The organism is Paenibacillus sp. UNC499MF (genome assembly GCF_900107975.1).
Lineage (GTDB): Bacteria > Bacillota > Bacilli > Paenibacillales > NBRC-103111 > Paenibacillus_F.
This window is the reverse complement of the sequence record NZ_FNVF01000003.1, coordinates 14,273-31,031: the sequence shown is the minus strand read 5'-3', so window position 1 is coordinate 31,031 and position 16,759 is coordinate 14,273. Positions and strand designations below refer to the sequence as shown.

The window sequence follows — 16,759 nt, the reverse complement described above, 5'->3', positions numbered from 1 at the left end:
GTAAGGCAGAAGCCGGATGACATCGGAGGGCACCACACGACAGAAACCAAAAGATCCCCTTACTGTATCGTAAGGAGATCTTCACGGGATAAGGTCGGATTATTTGAAATACGAGGTCGTAAGCGGGACGAACATGCCGCCGTCTCCCTCGATATCCGCATGGACGAAAATTTCCTCTACTCCCGCAATATCCACTTCAATCGTTTTCAAGCCTTCATCAACGGCGATCGTCGTTGTTTTGAGCTTCGTGTCCGTTTTGCTGTCCTGAACGAAAAATCTTTCGATATCATTACCGGTCGCCGCTACCTGTAGCACGAGCTTCTGGTATTTGCCTTTCGGATACAGCATGAAGCTGCTGCCCCGGCTCGATTTTGCGTTATCGAAATAAACGTCTTTGTAGTCTTTTCCCTTGTAGGTAGTCAGATCGGGATCTTTCGTATGATACGACGAAGAATTGCTGAAGTTCTTGGCCAGCGCGACGCCTTCATTTTGCTCGCCTAACAGGACCGTATTGGTCGCTCCGTCGTAATTAACGGCCACGTTCAAGGTCTTGGCAATACTGCGGACCGGAAGATAGGTGTTGCCGTCATATGTGATCGGAAGCACGACAGCTCCCTGCTCATCCTGAAGCTGGACCGGGGAACCGTTGTATTTCACCGTAATGGAACCGTTCAAGTAAGCTTTGATCTCCTGGAGATTGGCTCCGGCGAGTACGCCTGTACCCATACTGAGTACCATGGCGGCTCCGATTGCGGTAACGGCTAATTTCTTCTTCAAATTCATCTCACTCCTCTTCGGTTTAGGGTGCCTGAAAATCGTGAAGTAAAATATCCTTCCAGGCCGAACATTTTTTACTTACGTGATCAAATTATAAAAGTTGCATGTAATTAACATTATAAGAGGTAAATATTTACTTAATAAGAGGCGCAATACCTATACTAGTTGAAAAATACGTGATTTAACAATATTTCTATGCGCTTCCGGCAATCGGAACGGGTTGCTTTTAAAAAAGAACAGGCGTGGAAAGAATAAGAAGCGGTAAGGCACAAGCCCCACTAATCATCTGCGGCAAGACATCCGACAGGAGGCTAAACACATGAAAACAAGCGGGTATACGTTTGCTGAATTGAACGGTAAAGAAGATCTGATCGAAGAAATCCGCACCCTGGAGAGCAAATTGCAGGAACAGACAGGGGAAGCAATCACCTTGATCGCTTATGAAAAAGAACAGCCGGGAACGGAGAATAGACATGATTAAACAGTACTTCGCCGAAGTCGTTTTGGATGAAAGCGCGACGCTGAGCGATAGTCTGAACAGCCTCGTGGACCGGGCGGAAAATGAGTTCGGCACTTCATATATCGAGATCGCTTCGATCGTACCGACGAAACCGGACCGGTTTACAGTTATTTTGAATCTGGATTTCAACCGCAAACAAGGGGAGGACAAGGCTTAACGCCTGCGTCCTCCGGAAATGAGGAAACCAGTGGCAAACGCATACAAAGTCCGCGCGACGTGCGGATCATCTTCTTGCACCTATGTGCATCCCCAGGATATTATCCGGGCGGTCAACTACGAATCTTCCTATGCCATGGCGCTGATGCTCAACGACATCCCGTCTTATATGAGTTGTCCTTCCTGCGGAAATGATATGCATTTTTATCCGTACGCGCTTGTTGAGGAGTGGGGAACTTGACACCGGTTGTTCTTTTGGCAGATAGTTAAAAGAGAGAACGCAACACGGGAAGGAAGAACGCCGGATGAACAGGACACCAGCCGCTATACTGCAGCAATGGGAACTCCCAGAAAGTATTACAAACCGACTCTTGGCGCTGCGAAACCGGATCGAATCCGGCACGCTGCCGGAGGAACAGTTACATTTGGTCAGACAACCGGGATTCGTTCCCGCACAGCCCGAAGTGCTCACGGATGCGATTATCGCCTTGGCGCTCGGCAAGCCTCTTTTGCTGAAAGGACCGACGGGTTCCGGCAAAACGAAGCTGGCCGAGCACTTGTCTTTTCTGACGGGCCAGCCGATGCACAGTGTCAATTGCTCCACGGATCTTGACGCGGAAGCTCTGCTCGGATTCAAAACCTTGAGCCGGTCCGGGGAAAGCACGATAATCGAATTCGTGCCGGGACCGGTCATTACCGCCATGAAAGCCGGGCATATCCTCTACATAGATGAAGTGAATATGGCCAAACCCGAGACGCTGCCCCTTATTAACGGCGTTCTCGATCACCGGAGAACATTGACGAATCCGTTCACCGGCGAGACGGTTACGGCTCATGAAGATTTCCGCGTCATCGCGGCGATCAACGAAGGATATATCGGAACCGTGCCGCTTAACGAAGCGCTGAAAAACCGTTTCGTGGCCATCGACGTCCCCTATCTGCAGGGCGAGGCTCTCCTCAGTCTGCTGAGAGAGCGTACGATTCTGCGGGACAGCCGGCTTCTCGAAGCGTTCGCGGCATTATCCGCCGATTTGCTCGCGCTCGTGCAGATGGGCCAGCTGTCCGATGAAGCCGCTTCTATCCGCGCCCTGCTGGACGCATGTGATCTCGCCGCGTTCATGCCACCGCGGAGGGCCGTTGAACGGGCTATCGCCGCCAAGCTGGAAGACGACCGCGAAAGGGCCGCCGTGCGCAATGTGGCGGAGACGCTCTTTTAACGATGTTCGTCGGAAAACTGCACCTGCTCGATAACCGGCTGGAAGCCTTTGCGCTTATGCAGCTCGTGGATTTGGCCCGGACCTTTACCCGGAACGGCAATCTGGAGCTTCAGCTGGCCTTTCATTCCCATTATGAGGAAAGCAAAGGGCTGCTGACGGTCAGCCAGTTCTGGCGGGACTGGAAGCCGGACCAGCGGGAAGCGGGGATGAAAAGCGACGTCTACCTCCGCGCACTCGGCAGCGCGTGGTATACAGGTAAACGTGAAACCGACGCGTTTCTGGAATCCGTTTCGGAATCACGGCTTTCCAGGCTAGGTGTGGAGCTGTTCGCCCTCTGCGAAGACCTTCGGCTGGAACAGATATGCCGGCGCATCCGTCCGGGTACTTCAGCCGTGTTCGAACAACGTTCGGACGTATACAAAGGTTATTTTACGCATAAATTCCAATCGCACCTCACCCGCGGCGAGCTTGCGGACACGCTGTTCGTATCGGTCTATCTCTGGTTTAAAGGGGCGGATGTGCAGACGCTGTACTCGGAAACGGGGGATCGGGCGGGAAGCCCCTTCAGGGCAGCTTCCGCGCCGGCGAAGCGTACGGAAGAGCTGCTAAGGCTTATACAGCCGCTGCTGGAAGAGGCTGAAACGGCGGAGACGACGGAGCAAAACGCCCGGCTGTGCCTTCACATGCTGGAGCTGCTGGAATACCGGCTGGAGCGGGATGCGGCGGAAGCCTATTTCTCGGTCCGGCCCGGAAGCGGTACGGACGCGCCCTTGAAGCGAGGCGAGCATCCCTCCGGCAAGAAGGCGAAGCGGCTCGCGAATGACGACGCGGAACGCCTGAATCCCCGGCGGGACGAGGACCGCAGAAGCGAGCGCCAGTCCATGTGGCACCGGGAGACGCGGAGCACCGCCGGGGAAGCGCTGAGGCAGTCGCTCGAACGCGGCACGCGGACCGCGCGATTCAGCGGCGCCGCGGCAAGGCCCGGGGACGGCTCGGAGGACGAGGCGATGGCCGCAGCGCGCGGGCGTTCCGCCGCTTCCGAGAGGAAGTCGTCGGAGCCGCCGCCGGACAGCGGCGCGCCGTTCCTGCCTTCCGCGGCCTCCGCGGGAAGCGGGGACGGGCCTTCCGGCTTGCGCGCTGTCGCCGAGCTGCAAGCCCCGCGCAGGCCCGCTCCCGCCGAAGAAGACGCTTACCGCGAAGCGGTGCGTGCCGTGGAGCCGCTGATAAGGCAGCTTACCCGCACGGTGAGGCTGACGCTGGAGCGCAAGCGGATCGCTCCGCGGAGCGACCTGCTCTACGGGCGGCTCGGCCGCAGGCAGCTGCTGCGCTGCGTGACGGAAGAAGCGCCGCGCCTCTTCACCAAGAAGCAGAACCCCGCGCCGGAGCTGGATGCGGCTTTCTCGCTTCTTGTCGATTGCTCCGCTTCCATGTACGATAAGATGGAAGAGACGAAGCTGGGCATCTCGCTCGTTCACGAGACGCTCCGGACTCTGCGCATCCCGCACGAGGTGACGGGCTTCTGGGAAGACGCGGAGCGGGTCACGGCCGAAGAAGCGCCGAACGTGTTCCACACGGTCATCGACTTCGGCTCGTCCTCGTCTCCGCGGAGCGGCGCCGCTCTGCTGCAGCTGGAGCCGCAGCAGGACAACCGTGACGGGTTCGCGATCCGTCACGCCGCCCGGCGGCTGCTGCGGCGGCCGGAGAAGCAGCGCGTGCTGCTTGTCTTCTCCGACGGCGAGCCTTCCGCCGCCGAATACCAGGAGGACGGCATCCTCGACACGTACGAGGCCGTCCTGGAATGCCGCAGGCTCGGGATCGACGTGATCAGCGTCTTCCTCGCCAGCGGCGAAGTGCACGAAACGCAGCGGACCACGATGCGCAACATCTACGGCCGGCACGGGATCGTGGTTCCGCACGCCGCCGAGCTGCCGGAGCATCTCGCTCCGCTGCTGCGCAGGCTGCTTCTGCGCAGCGGCGGATAAGGGAGGCAAGCCGGATAGCCGCTCAGACGCTCAGGCGCGCAGGCGCGCAGCCGCTCAAGCGTTAGAGGTTCTTGCCGCTATGAACGTTATCACCCATAGGAATACTTGCCTAACCGCAAGCTTAATAAATATAGAGGCACACTGCTGCACTCAGGGGAGAGGACACCGTATGTTTGGAGCACCGCTATCAGGGAAATCGAAGAAAATCATGCTGCTCGGTTCGGGGGAACTGGGCAAGGAAGTCATTCTGGAGGCGCAGCGGCTCGGGATCGAAACGATCGCGGTCGACCGCTACGAACACGCGCCTGCCATGCAGGCGGCGCACCGCAGCTATGTGATCGACATGCTGGACAGACAGGCGCTTCGTGAGCTTATCGAACGGGAGCGGCCCCATCTGATTGTGCCCGAAATTGAAGCGATCGCCACTCAGGAGCTTGTCGAGCTGGAGAAGGAAGGCTACCGCGTCATTCCGACCGCCAACGCCTCGCGCCTGACGATGGACCGGGAAGGCATCCGCAGGCTGGCTGCCGAGGAGCTCGGTCTGCGCACGGCGAAATACGCTTTCGCGGATACGCTGGACGAGCTTCATGCCGCGGTTGCGGAAATCGGGACGCCCTGCGTAATCAAGCCCATCATGAGCTCGTCGGGCAAGGGCCAGAGCGTGTGCCGGTCCGAAGCGGATATCGAAGCCTGCTGGAATACGGCTCTCGAAGGCGGACGGGCGAAAAAAGCCCGCGTCATCGTGGAAGCGTTCGTGACGTTCGAATCCGAGATTACGCTGCTCACCGTCCGTTCGGTAAGCGGCACCTCCTTCTGCGCTCCCATCGGTCATGTGCAGAAGGAAGGGGACTATATCGAATCGTGGCAGCCGCATGCGATGAGCGAAGCTCAAATCGCCGAAGCCGAGCAGATGGCGCGGACGATCACCGATGCCCTCGGCGGCTATGGAATCTTCGGCGTCGAGCTGTTCCTCACACGCGAAGGCGTGTATTTCAGCGAGGTTTCGCCGCGTCCGCACGATACGGGCATGGTCACGATGGCGACACAGGACCTGTCCGAGTTCGCGCTCCACGCCAGAGCCATTCTCGGGCTGCCGATTCCGCAAATCCGCCTGCTTACGCCGGGCGCTTCCCATACGCTGAAGGCGGACCGGGGCAGCACCGATTTCCAAATCGGGGGGCTGGAAGAGGCGCTCGCCGTACCGGATGTCCAGGTGCGGATTTTCGGCAAGCCGGAAACGAAGCCGGGCCGCCGGATGGCGGTTGCCCTTGCCGCCGCGCCGGACACGGAAACGGCCAGAGCGATGGCTGCCGAAGCGGCGGGCAAGCTTTTTATCCGTTACGGGGAATAAAGCCATACGCGCAAGTGGAGGCGAGCCGGATTAGCGTTACGAAAAAGAACGGAGCGGGGGCCGGATTTTACCGGCTTTCGTACCGCCGATGAGAAGGAGGCATGAACCCCTATGGAAGCGAAACCGACGAGCACCTCCCGCTCTATCATGACCGAGGTTATTTTTCCGCTGGATACGAACTATCACGGGACGGTTTTCGGCGGCAAAATCATGGAATATATCGACAAGATCGCGACAATCGCAAGCATGCGCCACTGCCGGCGCGGAGTCGTGACGGCTTCAAGCGACAGCCTTGACTTCCTGTCACCCGTGCATTTGGGGGAAGCCATCGAGCTGGAAGCCTTCGTCTCCTGGACGCACCGCAGCTCCATGGAGGTCTACGTGCGGGTGGTGGCCGAAAACATGTTTACCGGCGAAAGACGGACTACCGCCACCTCGTTTATCACGTTCGTAGCCTTGGACGACGAAGGCCGGCCGACTCCCGTTCCTGCGGTTATACCGGAGACGGAGCGGGAAATGCGCTTGTACGAATCCGCTCCGTCACGCTATGAGGCGCGAAGGAAACGCAAAGCGGAACGGGAAGCCGATTGACGAGCGTCAAGCGCGCGTAAGTTTTTTGACTGGAAGCGGAACCGGCGGCTTTCCGAACCGTACCAATAGGTAAAGTTACGCGTCAATAAAACCGGTTCTTATCCCACTAAACAGAGGAGTGCTTGTGATTGAACGCTCATGAAATTGACTACAAAATTCATGGAAATGAAATGCAATACGTAGAAATTGAGCTGGACCCGCAGGAAAGCGTCGTCGCCGAAGCGGGCAGCATGATGATGATGGAAGGCAGCATCGGTATGGAAACGATCTTCGGCGACGGATCGGGCAGCGGTGGCGGCGGCCGCGGTCTGATGGGCAAGCTGATGGGAGCGGGCAAACGGCTGCTTACCGGCGAGAGCTTGTTTATGACCGTCTACACCAACAACGGGCGGGGCAAAGAGCATGTCACGTTCGCCGCTCCGTATCCGGGTAAAATCATTCCGATGGATCTGCAGGCGCTGGGCGGCAAGCTCATCTGCCAGAAGGACTCGTTCCTGTGCGCGGCCAAAGGCGTATCCATCGGTATCGAGCTGCAGCGCAAGCTGGGCGCGGGCTTCTTCGGAGGCGAAGGCTTCATCATGCAGAAGCTGGAAGGCGACGGACTTGGCTTCGTGCATGCCTGCGGTTCCATTCTGGAGCGCGAGCTTCAGCCGGGCGAGGTGCTGCGCGTCGATACGGGCTGCTTCGTCGCGATGACGCCGGACGTCCAGTATGACATCGAGTTCGTAAAGGGCATCAAAACCGCCGTCTTCGGAGGCGAAGGGCTGTTCTTCGTCACGCTGAGAGGACCGGGCAAAGTATGGCTGCAGTCGCTGCCGTTCAGCCGCCTGGCCGAAAGAGTGTTGAGCGGTTCTGTTCGCGGCAAGGAAGAAGGCAGCGTACTCGGAGGACTCGGCAATCTGTTCGAAGGCCGCTAGAGGGTTCGTCTCATGGAAAGCCTCGGATAATGCGGACTGGGGTCGCCGTCATTCGGGCGAGCTGTCCGGCAGGGGATAAGTTTCTGACGCCGGCGGGCTTTTAGGACTTCGCCGGCATCCGTTGCTGCGTATGGGTATACATAAGCAGGAACGGATGCCGGCGAAGCCGTTAGCGGGCGGTTTGGACGGAGAATCACCCGGCTTCTGCAATGCGCTCTGCGTCAGGGAGCGGCGAAGCCGTCCGGAGATTCCCGGCTCCATGTTCGCATCCATTAAGGCGGACCGGAGCATACCCACGTTGAAAAAGGCAGTTCCTTTCTAACGAAAGGAACTGCCTTTTTATGTGAAAAGCCCGGAGGCTTCTGTTTTTTTCACTATCATGCAAGTTGATGGAACGAGCGACTAGTATTGAAGCAGCATCTGATCCAGGCGATCGTTAAACTCGCCCATTGAAATCAGCTCGACTTGACGCGCGTCGTAATCCTGTTCGTCGAGATAAGAGTCTACATCGACTTCTCCCGGTACATTTTCCACCACGATGTCATTATTCAAATAAACGATTAAAACGCGTTCGGCGTCTGCGGTTAAATTGTTGTTCATCTTTCTTTGACCTCCATTGAAGCAAGTGATTTCTGGGCTTGCCGGCTTGTTTCCAAGATAACTCCCACGCCTTTCTTACACGCTGCAGGTAGGTTTGAAACGGGGGATTTTTTTCCTCGGAGACCGGTGGACGGGCACTTACATTTTTTGCAAAAAAACGTATTGACACGATTTATAGGCGATGCTATATTGATGTATAAATAATTCTTACTAAACTTATAGGATTTGTTTATTTTGTCCACCGGATCACCGGAGACGCGAAGAAAAAGTTCAGTAGGGAATGTGAAAAGCTAGACAACGAGGTGCCAAATTCGAAAGGGGTATATGTACATGGCTGCTTTACAATCGCATTCTTTCAAAAGGGTTCTCGGACGCACGGTTTCCGTCCTTGCCCTGACTTCGCTGCTCACCGGTTTGACCGCTTGCGGCGGAGGAAACGAAACGGCATCTACGAAAACGGGAACGGATAACGGCGGCTCCGCACCAAAATCGGTCGAACTGCTTAATGTATCTTATGACCCGACGAGAGAACTGTACCAGGAATACAACGAAGCCTTCATTAAGTACTGGAAAGAAAAGAAAGGCCAGACCGTAACGGTCAGCCAGTCTCACGGCGGTTCGGGCAAACAGGCCCGCTCGGTCATCGACGGACTGGAAGCGGACGTGGTTACGCTAGCGCTGGCTTACGATATCGATCAGGTTCAAGCGGCGGGTCTTATTGATAAAGGCTGGGAAACGGAACTGAAAGACAACAGCACTCCATACACATCGACGATCGTATTTCTCGTACGCAAAGGCAATCCGAAAGGAATCAAGGACTGGGACGATCTCATCAAGCCTGGCGTGTCCGTCATCACCCCCAATCCGAAAACTTCCGGCGGAGCGCGCTGGAACTATGTAGCGGCCTGGGGCTACGCGCTCAAGAAGAACAACAACGACGAAGCCAAAGCGAAGGAATTCGTAACCCAATTGTTCAAAAACGCGCCGGTGCTCGGAACGGGAGCGCGCGATTCAACGACGACCTTCGTGGAAAGAGGACTCGGCGACGTCCTGATCGCATGGGAGAACGAAGCCTACCTGTCGCTCAACGAGCTGGGCAAGGATAAGTTCGAGATCGTGACGCCTTCGATCAGCGTGCTGGCGGAGCCTCCTGTTGCGGTAGTTGACAAGAATGCCGACAAGAAAGGCACGAAAGAAGTGGCCCAGGCTTATCTGGACTACCTGTACACGGAGGAAGGCCAGAAAATCGCCGCGAAAAATTACTACCGGCCGCGTCTGGAATCCGTTGCGAAGCAGTACGAAAATCAATTCAAGCAAGTGAACCTGTTTAAAATCGACGATCCCGAATTCGGCGGCTGGGCGAAAGTCCAGAAAACACACTTCGCCGACGGCGGCGTATTCGACCAGATTTACAAACCGAAATAAAACTGCGTGCCCGGGTGCGACGGTACAAACCGGCACCACTCGGTCTGCGATCAAGGGGACGTGTTCGCAATGGGAAGACGAAACAAAACGAAACGTATTTTACCCGGGTTCGGCTTGTCGATGGGCTTTACGGTGCTTTACTTGAGCCTGCTCGTGCTTTTCCCGCTTTCCGCGGTCGTGTGGAAAACGACGGGGCTGACCTTCGCCCAGTTCTGGCAGGCAGTCACCGATGAACGGGTGGTCGCCTCCTACAAGCTCAGCTTCGGCGCTTCTTTGGCTGCCGCGCTGGTCAATACCGTATTCGGCCTGCTCGTGGCCTGGGTGCTTGTGCGCTACCGCTTTCCGGGCAAACGGTTCGTCGACGCGCTGGTCGACATGCCCTTCGCGCTCCCGACGGCCGTGGCCGGCATCGCGCTGACAAGCCTGTATGCCGACAACGGCTGGATCGGCAGCCTGCTCGCTCCGCTCGGCATCAAGGCGGCGTATTCGCCGCTTGGCATCATCATCGCGCTCACGTTTATCGGGCTTCCGTTCGTGGTCCGCACCGTGCAGCCTGTGCTGCAGGAGCTGGAACACGAAACGGAAGAGGCGGCCGTGAGCCTCGGCGCTTCACGCTGGCGTACGTTCCGCCGCGTCATTTTTCCGCAGCTGGTGCCCGCGCTGCTGACGGGGTTCACCCTCGCCTTCGCCCGGGCGATCGGCGAGTACGGCTCCGTCGTCTTCATTTCCGGCAACATGCCGATGAAGACGGAGATTACGCCGCTGCTCATCATGACGAAGCTGGAGCAGTACGACTATGCCGGGGCGACAGCCATAGCTCTGGTCATGCTGATCATCTCGTTCGTGCTGCTGCTCGTCACCAACGCGCTGCAGATGAAATCCAACCGGCGGGTGAGCGGATGACCGCGAAAGGAGCTGAAGCATAATGGCAGGCAACGTAGCTGCAAACCTGAACGGGCCTTCGTCGGAACCGGCGAAGCATATCACCGAGCCCAAGGCCGTCCAGTGGCTTCTGATCGGGGGAGCCCTGCTGTTTCTGACCCTACTTCTGGTGCTGCCGCTTGTGACGGTTTTTATCCAGGCCTTCAAAAAAGGCACCGAAGTTTATCTGGCGGCGCTGACCCAGAAAGAGGCATGGGCGGCCATCCGGCTGACGCTGACGACGGCGGCGATAGCCGTTCCGCTGAACGTGGTGTTCGGCGTGGCGGCAGCCTGGGCGATCACGAAGTTTAAATTCCGCGGCAAGAACGTGCTGGTTACGCTGATCGACCTTCCGTTCGCCATTTCGCCCGTCATTGCGGGTCTCATGTTTATTCTGCTGTTCGGGACGAAAGGCTGGTTCGGTCCGTGGCTGGCCGATCACGATCTCAAGATCGTGTTTGCCCTGCCGGGCATCGTGCTCGCGACCGTGTTCATCACCTTCCCGTTCGTTGCGAGGGAACTGATTCCGCTTATGCAGGCTCAGGGCACGCAGGAGGAAGAAGCGGCGGCCACACTCGGCGCCAAAGGCTGGCGTATTTTCTGGAAAGTGACCCTCCCCAACATCAAATGGGGACTGCTGTACGGAATCATTTTATGCAATGCGAGAGCGATGGGGGAGTTCGGTGCCGTCTCGGTCGTCTCGGGTCATATCCGGGGCAAGACGAATACCGTTCCGCTCCATATCGAGATTTTATACAACGAATATCAATTTTCGGCTGCATTTGCGGTTGCTTCCCTGCTCGTTATGCTGGCCGTGCTGACGCTGATCGTGAAAAGTCTGGCCGAATGGAAGTTCCACCAGTCCAACCGGCAGCATGCCGATTCCGGTTTAAACCAGGCAACGGAGGGGAGTTAACCTATGCATATCAGTGTAAAAGGAATCAACAAGTCGTTCGGCTCCTATGAAGCCGCCAAAAATATTTCGTTCGATATTGAGCAGGGCAAGCTGATCGGCCTTCTGGGCCCGAGCGGAGGAGGCAAAACGACGATACTCCGGATGCTTGCCGGACTGGAGTCGCCCGATTCGGGAGAGATTCTGTTCCACGGCGAAAAGGTAAATGACCTTATGCCGCAGGAACGCCATATCGGGTTTGTTTTTCAGAACTATGCGCTGTTCAAGCATATGTCCGTGTACGACAACATCGCTTTCGGCCTCCAGGTGCAGAAGCGCGGCAAGGCGGAAATCCGCACCCGCGTCCATGAGCTGCTCCAGTTGACCGGCCTGGCGGGCCTGGAGAAGCGGCTGCCGCACCAGCTGTCCGGCGGCCAGCGCCAGCGGGTGGCTTTCGCCCGGGCGCTCGCACCCGAGCCGCAGCTGCTCCTGCTGGATGAACCGTTCGCGGCGATTGACGCGAAAGTCCGCAAGGAGCTGCGCAGCTGGCTGCGGGAAATGATTTCCCGGGTCGGCATCACGACGATCTTCGTCACTCACGACCAGGAAGAAGCGGTCGAAGTGGCCGACGAAATCATGATCGTCAACAAAGGCCGGATCGAGCAGAAAGGCTCGCCGATCGACATTTACCGCGAGCCGCTGACTCCGTTCGTCGCTTCTTTTATCGGCGAGTCTTCGCCGCTGGAGGAAGCCGGCTCCCTGATCGGGTTTGCCGAAGCGGGAGAGGCGTCCGCTGTCGTCCGGCCGGAATTCGTGGAGATCGGGCTGCCCGGCGAAATCAGCCGCCAGACGGCTTCGGCGGAGGCGATCGTCAGAAGCACGTATTTCCGCGGTTCGAACTGGCAGATCGAAGTGGAGAGCGGACCCAACCTACTGGTGGGCTACCGTTCCCTGGAACTGCCTCAGCTTGAAGCGGGGGACCGTGTCCATGTTCTGGTCCACCGCTTGTATATCTTCGACGGCAATCAGACAAGAACTGTTGAAAATGCCTTAAAAAACGATCCCATGCCGGTTCATATCTGATCCGGACCTCACAGAAGCGCACTTGCAGAAAGGACTAGGGCTATGGAACATCACATCACAATCCCGAGCGGGGATTTGGAACTGGCGGCTACGCTGCACTATCCGACTGACGGGGAGGGGGCCGACTGCCGAGGAGGCGCGGGCAAATGGCCGGTTGTCATCATCTGCCACGGCTTTATCGGCAACCGGATCGGCGTCGACCGGCTGTTCGTCAAGACGGCGCGGGCATTGAGCAGCCAAGGCTACATGGTACTCCGCTTCGATTACGGCGGATGCGGTGAAAGCACCGGCGATTACGGAGCGGGAGGACTCGATCCGATGATCGCCCAGACACGCCGGGTGCTGGATTACGCGCTCAGCCTGGACTGCGTGGACCCCGGCAGCGTGACGCTGCTGGGTCACAGCCTGGGCGGCGCGGTCGCCCTGCTTACCGCCGCTTCCGACCATCGCGTCCGGACCCTGGTGATGTGGTCGGCCGTAGCCCACCCGCACAATGACATTGTACGGATTGTAGGCAAGGAAGCTTATCGCCAGCTGGAGCCGGACAAAGGCATCGACTATCAGGGGTATCTGCTGACCCCGGCTTTTTTCGACTCTCTCTCCAAGCATCAACCGTTCGAGCAGCTGCGCAAATTCGGGGGAGATGTTCTCATCGCACACGGCACGGCGGACGAAGACATACCGGTAGATTACGCCCCGCTTTATCAAAAAATGTTTTGGCTCCGCGCCGACGGACGCTGCGATCTGGAACTCATTTTCCAGGCCGACCATACGTTCTCGAACCGTGACGCCACTTTTACTTTAATAGGCAAAACGTCCGCTTGGCTGGTAGACCTGCAGAAGCGTAAAAAAGAATGGTACGATTGGATGATTTGAATCGAGGGTAGAGAGGATGAGAATTATGGCCAAACCTGTTGAACTGAATGAAGTCTGGATTGACCGGATCATTCAAAGCATTAACGGATTGGAGTATGGAACTGTTCAAATCATTATTCACGACGGCCGGGTCGCTCAAATCGAGCGGACGGAACGGAAACGTTTTGACAATGAGACGAAACGCAGCGCGGCCGGCGCCGAAGCCAAGCTGCATATCGAGCGTAAAGCGAGCGACGGCCGGGGATAGCGAGCTTTTCCCGCGACCCTGTACTTAATGAAGACCTGTTATCCATGAGGATAGCGGGTCTTTTTCGTCGGCAGGGCTTGAAACTAAATCGCATGGGAAATAATGTTAAATATAGAGAACCGTAAAAGGTGCGGTTCTACCGTCACGAAATAAATTCAGCGTGAAGTCTACCTCAATCCATGATACAATTCTTGATTAGCGGCAAGGAAAGGACTGGAATTGATTGGACAAGGCAGAAACATGGTTTAAATTAAAAGAACGCCAGACGACGGTCGGGACGGAAGTGCTGGCGGGATGTACGACGTTTATGACGATGGCGTTCGTAGTGATCGTGAATCCCGGCATTTTAAGCGCATCGGGCATGGATTTTCATGCCGTTTTCATCGCAACGATCCTGACGACTATATTTTCGACACTCATAATCGCACTGGCGGGCAACTACCCGATCGTCATAGCTCCGGGCATGGGCATCAATGCTTTTTTTGCCTTCGGCGTCGTCCAGGGAGCGGGGGTGTCCTGGCAGGTAGCGCTTGGCTCCGTATTTTTGGCCGGACTTCTGTTTATGCTGATTTCACTCAGCCGGCACGGCCGGCTGCTGATCGAATCTATTCCGGCTTCGTTAAAATATGCGATTACAGCGGGCACCGGATTGTTTATTTGTTTTGTAGGGCTGCAAAACGCCAAGCTGGTCGTCGCTTCACCGGATACGCTCGTCACGATAGGAAGTCTGCACGAGCCGGCGGCTCTGCTGTCCGTCATCGGGCTCGTGCTCACTCTGATTCTGATGTCCTACCGCGTCCGTGCGGCGCTTTTTATCGGAATGCTGCTGACGGCCGCGATCGGCTGGCTGATGGGGCTGCTGATTTTGCCGGATCACTGGTTCGCCTGGCCGGGCACGATGACGGGAACACTCATGCAGATGGACGTGAAAGGCGTATTCGAACAGGGATTGTTCGCCGTCACGTTTACGTTTCTGCTGATTTCGGTGTTTGATACGACCGGAACGCTTGTCAGCCTCGCCGAGCAGGCGGGACTGATGAAGAACGGCGTTTTCCCCCGTTCCAGAAGCGCGCTTATGGCGAATGCGGCCGGTGTTACGGCCGGCGCCGTAATGGGGACAAGCCCGGTAACGACACTGATCGAGTCGGGCTCGGGAATAGCCGCAGGGGGCCGGACGGGATTGACGTCGGTCGTCACCTGCGCGCTGCTGGCCGCCACGTCATTTCTGGCTCCGGTAGCGGAAACGCTGGCTAACCTGCCTTCTGTCACGGCGCCCGCACTGATTGTGGTCGGTTATTATATGATCACCGATCTGCTGCATATCGACTGGAAAGATTTCGAGGAATCTTTCCCCGCTTTTCTCGTTCTCGTCACGATGCCGCTGACGTACAGTGTATCGACGAGCATCGGAATCGGATTTATTTTTTACATTATACTGAAGGCGGCCCGGGGAAGGTTCAAGGAAATCCATCCTGTGCTTTACGTGTTCGCTGCGCTGTTTATCGTGCAGATCGGATTTTTCCACGGCTGAATCCACCGCCCAAACCGGATAGCAAGGGTGATCGGATGAAAGAAACACATTTTTATGTAAACGAAGAGACGGGTACGCCTGTCTTTGTGTTCCGCTGGGAGCCGGACCGGGACACTCCCCTCCGGGGCGTCGTGCAGATTGCGCACGGCATGGCGGAACACGCGTTTCGCTACAAGCGGCTGGCGGAAAGGCTCACGGCCCGCGGTTATATCGTCTACGCCAACGACCACCGGGGGCATGGACGGACGGCCGCCCATGTGAACGACCTGGGATACCCGGGTCCGGACGGGTTTGCGGGCATGACGGACGATATGATCGAACTCGGCAGACGGATTCGGGAGGAGCGAGAAGGCCTGCCTCTGTATCTGGTCGGGCACAGCATGGGCTCTTTTCTTTCCCAGAAAGTGATGTACCGGGCTCCGCAGCTTTATGAAGGTGTGGCTCTGATTGGGACGAACGGACCGAAAGGCGCGATTTTGAAAGCGGGCATCCTGCTGGCCAAAATACTCGTCGCCCGCAGCGGAGACCGCGCCCGCAGCACTTTTCTGAGCCATACGGCGCTCGGCAGCTTCAACCGCCCCTTCCGTCCGAACCGGACGGAGTTCGACTGGCTGAGCACCGACGAGGCGGAGGTCGATAAATTCGTAAAAGATCCTCTTTGCGGGTTCATTTGCACAACCGGATTTTTTAAAGATTTTTTTATCCATCTGTCCGATATTCATCAGAAACGTCATATGCGGAGCATTCCGAAGGACCTTCCTGTCCTGCTTCTGGCGGGTGATAAAGATCCGGTCGGCGGGCAGGGCAAAGGCGTAAGACGTCTTGCGGCCTTGTACCGCAAACTGGGGCTGGAGCAGGTGGACTGCAAGCTGTACGAAAACAAACGTCACGAAATTTTGAATGAAGTGAACCGCGAAGAAGTGATGGAAGACTTGATAAGCTGGCTGGAAGCTTCCCGAGGCGTGAGCAAAGCGCCCGCTGCCTTTTGAAAGATCGGTCCGGACCGCGAGAGCGGTCTTTTTTATATGCTGCCGAGTTTTTAGGGCTTAACAAAAATGCCAAATAAAGGTATTATGAAAGCATCTGAGCGGGAGTGTGATCTTCATAATGGTTACAAGCACGATAGCGGGTCTGCTTTTGTTAGGGGTCGTGGCCTGGAAGGCGTATCAAGCGCGGCAGGCGGTTAAGAAGGTAGGGGATGTGGTGGTGAAGGGGCCGATCTATCCGCTCGAGTTCTGGATTTTTGCCGCCGTTATGATTCTTCTTTTTTGGATGTTCGGTAAGCTAAGTTTGTGGTTTGCCGCATTTTCCGGCTTTGGGTTTTATCTCGAATGGCTGAAACGGTTTTATTTGGGGACGGAGGGGCTGAAGGCCGGGACGAAATTTTACGAGCGCAGCCGGCTGATCACGTACGAAGTTGCGGAAGGAAATGGCCCCGTGATCGATATTATCGTAGCCGGCGCGATGGACCCTGTCCGGCTGTCCTGCAAGGAGCGGGATTTTGCCGGCCTGAAGGAGCAGATCGTCCGGTATTTCGAAGAGAACCCGGATGGCCCACGGACGGCGGACACAGGAAAAGCGAAGATTTCCGCGGTGTGAGACGTGAAGTATGTAAGGATAAGTATGTAAGGATATAGCTGCTATGAAAAAACGTCCTGCAGTTGACCGGTGAA

At 56.8% G+C, this 16,759-nt stretch carries 19 protein-coding genes; 17 read left to right on the top strand and 2 right to left on the bottom strand.

What is annotated here, in order from left to right; translation table 11 throughout:
• Positions 1 to 99: 99 nt before the first annotated feature.
• The gene (locus C4S74_RS08190; RefSeq protein ID WP_103995313.1) at positions 100 to 777 is read right to left on the bottom strand and encodes a stalk domain-containing protein; all 678 of its coding nucleotides are present in this window, start codon (positions 775 to 777) and stop codon (positions 100 to 102) included.
• A gap of 319 nt (positions 778 to 1,096) precedes the next feature.
• Here C4S74_RS08190 and C4S74_RS26465 point away from each other — a divergent pair, with 319 nt between their 5' ends.
• The 8 genes from C4S74_RS26465 to C4S74_RS08155 all read left to right on the top strand — a co-directional run bounded on the left by C4S74_RS26465 (position 1,097) and on the right by C4S74_RS08155 (position 7,511).
• On the top strand, positions 1,097 to 1,258 hold the full coding sequence (locus tag C4S74_RS26465; protein ID WP_181024362.1) for a hypothetical protein: 162 nt from the start codon (positions 1,097 to 1,099) through the stop codon (positions 1,256 to 1,258).
• The gene (locus C4S74_RS08185; protein ID WP_103994863.1) at positions 1,251 to 1,454 is read left to right on the top strand and encodes a hypothetical protein; all 204 of its coding nucleotides are present in this window, start codon (positions 1,251 to 1,253) and stop codon (positions 1,452 to 1,454) included. Before C4S74_RS26465 ends, C4S74_RS08185 begins: the two co-directional genes overlap by 8 nt.
• A 30-nt stretch (positions 1,455 to 1,484) precedes the next feature.
• Positions 1,485 to 1,694, top strand: coding sequence for a hypothetical protein (locus C4S74_RS08180; RefSeq protein WP_103994862.1), 210 nt, complete (start codon positions 1,485 to 1,487; stop codon positions 1,692 to 1,694).
• Between the two features lie 64 nt (positions 1,695 to 1,758).
• Complete coding sequence (locus C4S74_RS08175; protein ID WP_103994861.1) at positions 1,759 to 2,670, top strand: MoxR family ATPase; 912 nt, start codon at positions 1,759 to 1,761, stop codon at positions 2,668 to 2,670.
• A gap of 2 nt (positions 2,671 to 2,672) precedes the next feature.
• A complete protein-coding gene (locus C4S74_RS08170) occupies positions 2,673 to 4,652 on the top strand; it encodes a nitric oxide reductase activation protein NorD (protein WP_103994860.1) in 1,980 nt (659 codons plus the stop codon).
• 169 nt (positions 4,653 to 4,821) lie between these two features.
• Positions 4,822 to 6,003, top strand: coding sequence for a formate-dependent phosphoribosylglycinamide formyltransferase (gene purT / locus C4S74_RS08165; protein ID WP_103994859.1), 1,182 nt, complete (start codon positions 4,822 to 4,824; stop codon positions 6,001 to 6,003).
• A 111-nt stretch (positions 6,004 to 6,114) separates the two neighbouring features.
• The gene (locus tag C4S74_RS08160) at positions 6,115 to 6,594 is read left to right on the top strand and encodes an acyl-CoA thioesterase (protein ID WP_103994858.1); all 480 of its coding nucleotides are present in this window, start codon (positions 6,115 to 6,117) and stop codon (positions 6,592 to 6,594) included.
• Between the two features lie 128 nt (positions 6,595 to 6,722).
• Entirely contained in the window at positions 6,723 to 7,511 is a 789-nt protein-coding gene (locus C4S74_RS08155; RefSeq protein ID WP_103994857.1) for a TIGR00266 family protein, read from the top strand.
• A gap of 402 nt (positions 7,512 to 7,913) precedes the next feature.
• Here the strand turns inward: C4S74_RS08155 and C4S74_RS08150 are convergent, their stop codons facing one another.
• Entirely contained in the window at positions 7,914 to 8,111 is a 198-nt protein-coding gene (locus tag C4S74_RS08150; protein WP_103994856.1) for a hypothetical protein, read from the bottom strand.
• A gap of 330 nt (positions 8,112 to 8,441) precedes the next feature.
• Between C4S74_RS08150 and C4S74_RS08145 the strand changes: the two genes are divergently transcribed.
• The 9 genes from C4S74_RS08145 to C4S74_RS08105 all read left to right on the top strand — a co-directional run bounded on the left by C4S74_RS08145 (position 8,442) and on the right by C4S74_RS08105 (position 16,685).
• Positions 8,442 to 9,536: a sulfate ABC transporter substrate-binding protein gene (locus C4S74_RS08145; RefSeq protein ID WP_103994855.1), complete on the top strand. Its 1,095-nt coding sequence runs from the start codon at positions 8,442 to 8,444 to the stop codon at positions 9,534 to 9,536.
• 69 nt (positions 9,537 to 9,605) lie between these two features.
• On the top strand, positions 9,606 to 10,439 hold the full coding sequence (gene cysT, locus C4S74_RS08140) for a sulfate ABC transporter permease subunit CysT (protein ID WP_103994854.1): 834 nt from the start codon (positions 9,606 to 9,608) through the stop codon (positions 10,437 to 10,439).
• Between the two features lie 22 nt (positions 10,440 to 10,461).
• Complete coding sequence (gene cysW / locus C4S74_RS08135) at positions 10,462 to 11,373, top strand: sulfate ABC transporter permease subunit CysW (RefSeq protein ID WP_103994853.1); 912 nt, start codon at positions 10,462 to 10,464, stop codon at positions 11,371 to 11,373.
• Positions 11,374 to 11,376: 3 nt separating this feature from the next.
• Complete coding sequence (locus C4S74_RS08130) at positions 11,377 to 12,432, top strand: sulfate/molybdate ABC transporter ATP-binding protein (protein WP_103994852.1); 1,056 nt, start codon at positions 11,377 to 11,379, stop codon at positions 12,430 to 12,432.
• 42 nt (positions 12,433 to 12,474) lie between these two features.
• On the top strand, positions 12,475 to 13,308 hold the full coding sequence (locus tag C4S74_RS08125) for a S9 family peptidase (RefSeq protein ID WP_009672569.1): 834 nt from the start codon (positions 12,475 to 12,477) through the stop codon (positions 13,306 to 13,308).
• Between the two features lie 25 nt (positions 13,309 to 13,333).
• Positions 13,334 to 13,555 carry a YezD family protein gene (locus C4S74_RS08120; protein WP_042228026.1) on the top strand — a complete coding sequence of 74 codons (222 nt, stop codon included), beginning with the start codon at positions 13,334 to 13,336 and terminating at the stop codon, positions 13,553 to 13,555.
• A 223-nt stretch (positions 13,556 to 13,778) separates the two neighbouring features.
• Positions 13,779 to 15,086, top strand: a complete 1,308-nt coding sequence (locus C4S74_RS08115) for an NCS2 family permease (RefSeq protein ID WP_103994851.1) — start codon at positions 13,779 to 13,781, stop codon at positions 15,084 to 15,086.
• 35 nt (positions 15,087 to 15,121) lie between these two features.
• Positions 15,122 to 16,075 carry an alpha/beta fold hydrolase gene (locus C4S74_RS08110; RefSeq protein WP_103994850.1) on the top strand — a complete coding sequence of 318 codons (954 nt, stop codon included), beginning with the start codon at positions 15,122 to 15,124 and terminating at the stop codon, positions 16,073 to 16,075.
• A 118-nt stretch (positions 16,076 to 16,193) separates the two neighbouring features.
• Entirely contained in the window at positions 16,194 to 16,685 is a 492-nt protein-coding gene (locus C4S74_RS08105; RefSeq protein ID WP_103994849.1) for a hypothetical protein, read from the top strand.
• Positions 16,686 to 16,759: the final 74 nt, after the last annotated feature.